Genomic DNA, 2,951 nt, shown 5'->3' with positions numbered 1-2,951 from the left:
CCCGGCCTCGCTGACCGGGCTGTTCGGCTTCAAGCCGTCGCGCGGGCGATCAAAAGGCATGACGGTCAAGGACGATGCTGCCGATATTGCCGTCGATCATGTGCTGACGCGCAGCGTGCGGGACAGCGCCTTTGCGCTGCTGCGCCTGCAACAGGCCGGCGCCGAGGGGCTGGCGCCGCTGGTGCCGGCAGGGCAGGGCGGTCCGCTCACCATCGGCGTGCTGACCGCTACTGCCAATGGAACCGTGCCCGATGCCGAGGTGATGGCGGCCATGGCCGGCGCCCGCGCGCTGCTGACCCGGATGGGTCACAAGGTCGTCGATGCTCGGTGGTCGTTCTCGCCATCCGATTTTGCGCGTGATTTCACCGATTTCTGGGCGATGGGCGCGGCTCGGGCCGCTGGCGAGGTTCGCAGCAAGCTGGGCGCAGATGCAGCTGCCAGGCTCGAACCGCTGACACTGCACCTCGCCGCGCGCGGCGCCGCGATTGCCCAGGCCGATGCCCGCGCCATCATCGGCCGCTTGTTTGGCTACCGCGAGGCCTATAATGCCAGCTTTGCCGGCATGGACGTGCTGATGACTCCGGTGCTGACCCGCCACGCCATTCCCATCGGCCGGCTCGATCCCGCCGCCGATCCGCTCCGCACCATGGCCGATATGATGGACCTGGTGGCCTATACGCCCGTCCAGAACGTTACCGGTGCCCCTGCCATGAGCGTGCCGCTGCACTGGACGCAAACGGGCCTGCCAGTGGGCGTGCATTTTGCCGGCAAGCGGGGCGACGATGCCAAATTGCTCAGCCTCGCCTTTGCGCTGGAAGCCGCAGCACCATGGGCGCAGCGCAAGCCGCCGATCTGGTTCGGGTAGCGGCAGCGGCGTCGCACCCGGTTTCGCAGCGAGGCGATCCGGGATACAGCGACATATGGCTTCCCTCGCTGTCCCTTTCGTCCCTGCAACGTCCATCGCTCGCCCCCGCGCCGTCGCGCTGTGGCTGCTGTGTGTCGCGGCCATGGTATTCCTGATGGTGGTCGTCGGCGGCATCACGCGGCTGACCGAATCGGGCCTGTCGATCACGCGCTGGGATGTGGTTTCGGGCACGTTGCCGCCGCTGACAGACGCGGCATGGGCGGAGCAGTTTGCGCTGTATCAGCAGTCGAGCCAGTACAAGTTGATGAATCAGGGCATGAGCCTGTCGGCGTTCAAGGGCATTTTCTTCTGGGAATATGTCCACCGGCTGCTGGGGCGACTGATCGGCCTTGCCTTTGCGCTTCCGCTGGCGTGGTTCTGGCTGCGCCGCGCCATCCCCGCCGGCTATAAACCGCGTCTGCTGTCGCTTCTGACGCTGGGCGCGTTGCAAGGCACCATTGGCTGGTGGATGGTCGCGTCCGGCCTGTCGGGCCGCACCGAAGTGGCGCCGGAACGTCTGGCCGTGCATCTGTCCACCGCGCTGATCATCATGGCCGGCTGCCTGTGGACGGCGCTCGACCTGATGCGCGGCGCGCCGGAGACGGCTGTGCGTCCGAGGCGCTGGGTCTGGCCGTTCGCGGTTTTGCTGGCCGTGCAGATCGTCTGGGGCGCGTTCACGGCGGGCCTGCGTGCCGGCAAGGCGAGTGACACCTGGCCATTGATGGTTGGTGAACTGGTGCCGCCGGGCCTGTTCGGCGCGCTCGCGGATCTGGTGCATTCGCCGTTCACCGTGCATTTCCTGCATCGCAGCATGGCCTATGCTGTGGCGGCTGCTGCTTTGGTCGTCGCGCTGCGGTTATGGAACGCCGGGGCCGGGGCGCGGGCGTTGGCTCTGGGCGGTGCCATCACGGCGCAGTTCGTGCTCGGCGTGCTGACCGTGGTGAACGGCGTGCCGGTGGCGCTGGGTGTCATGCACCAGGGCTGCGCGGCGTTGCTGGTCGCTGCGACAGTAATATGTGCGCATTGGTCAGTACAAGGAACACGGACATGACAGCATCGAATGTCCTCGGCGGGCCATTGGCCTTGTGCTCGACCGATCCGCTCACCGGCTGGCAGCGCGATGGCTGCTGCAACACCGATGACAATGATCGCGGCCTGCACACCGTCTGCTCCGTGGTGACGGAGGAATTCCTCGCCTTCAGCCGCAGCGCCGGCAATGATCTGTCCACGCCCCGCCCCGAATTCGGATTTCCCGGCCTGAGGCCTGGCGACCATTGGTGCCTGTGCGCCGGCCGCTGGGAAGAAGCCCGCCGCGCCGGCTTTGCGCCCGATGTGGTGCTCGAAGCGACGCATCAAAAGACGCTTGAGGTGACGCTGCTCGGGCATCTCCAGGCCCATGCCGCCGATACGGTGCCCTGATACCATAGCGAAAAATGCCTGTATTTCCTTGACCAAATCGCCGCTTTTGGCGATATGCGCGCCATCCGGCCAGGGTACCCCCTTGGCCGCTTCGTTTTTTCGCAAATGGAATCAAACCCATGCTGACCCGGACGACCGACTCGATCAAGCCTGCCGAGGTCGAGAAGAAATGGCTGATCATCGACGCCGAAGGGCTTGTCGTTGGCCGCCTTGCCTCGATCATCGCCAACCGCCTGCGCGGCAAGCACAAGGCAAGCTTCACGCCCCACGTCGATTGCGGTGACAACATCATCGTGATCAACGCCGAAAAGGTGCGTTTCACCGGCAAGAAGCTGACCGACAAGAAGTATTATCGCCACACGGGCCACCCCGGCGGCATCAAGGAAACCACGCCTGCCAAGATCCTGGAAGGCCGCTTTCCGGAACGCGTCCTGATCAAGGCCGTGGAACGCATGGTGCCGCGCGGTCCCTTGGGCCGCCAGCAGATGCGCAACTTGCGCGTCTTCAAGGGCACGGAACATCCGCACGTGGCGCAGAGCCCCGAAGTTGTCGACGTTGCGGGCATGAACCGCAAGAACACCACCATTTCCGCGTAAGGGCAGCCAGATGACCGACAATCGCCAGTCGC

General features: G+C 65.4%; 4 protein-coding genes. All 4 read left to right on the top strand.

Translation table 11 applies throughout. The features are described 5' to 3' along the window. Positions 1–865: amidase family protein (locus RMQ73_RS11670; protein WP_310498422.1), on the top strand; the 865-nt coding region annotated here is incomplete at its 5' end. Positions 866–920: 55 nt separating this feature from the next. After that, positions 921–1,955, top strand: coding sequence for a COX15/CtaA family protein (locus RMQ73_RS11665; RefSeq protein ID WP_310498421.1), 1,035 nt, complete (start codon positions 921–923; stop codon positions 1,953–1,955). Next, positions 1,952–2,323, top strand: a complete 372-nt coding sequence (locus tag RMQ73_RS11660) for a DUF2237 domain-containing protein (protein WP_310498420.1) — start codon at positions 1,952–1,954, stop codon at positions 2,321–2,323. Before RMQ73_RS11665 ends, RMQ73_RS11660 begins: the two co-directional genes overlap by 4 nt. 119 nt (positions 2,324–2,442) lie before the next feature. Continuing rightward, entirely contained in the window at positions 2,443–2,919 is a 477-nt protein-coding gene (gene rplM, locus RMQ73_RS11655) for a 50S ribosomal protein L13 (RefSeq protein ID WP_310498419.1), read from the top strand. Positions 2,920–2,951 lie beyond the last annotated feature (32 nt).

This window comes from Sandarakinorhabdus sp. (genome assembly GCF_031430775.1).
Taxonomy (GTDB): domain Bacteria; phylum Pseudomonadota; class Alphaproteobacteria; order Sphingomonadales; family Sphingomonadaceae; genus Sandarakinorhabdus.
The sequence above is the reverse complement of the archived record's forward strand: the minus strand, read 5'-3'. Positions and strand labels throughout refer to the sequence as shown.

What these genes read in the sequence shown, in the direction of transcription:
- RMQ73_RS11665 (WP_310498421.1), top strand. Translation starts at nt 921, where the DNA reads ATGGCTTCCCTCGCTGTCCCTTTCGTCCCTGCAACGTCCATCGCTCGC.
- RMQ73_RS11660 (WP_310498420.1), top strand. Translation starts at nt 1,952, where the DNA reads ATGACAGCATCGAATGTCCTCGGCGGGCCATTGGCCTTGTGCTCGACC.
- rplM (WP_310498419.1), top strand. Translation starts at nt 2,443, where the DNA reads ATGCTGACCCGGACGACCGACTCGATCAAGCCTGCCGAGGTCGAGAAG.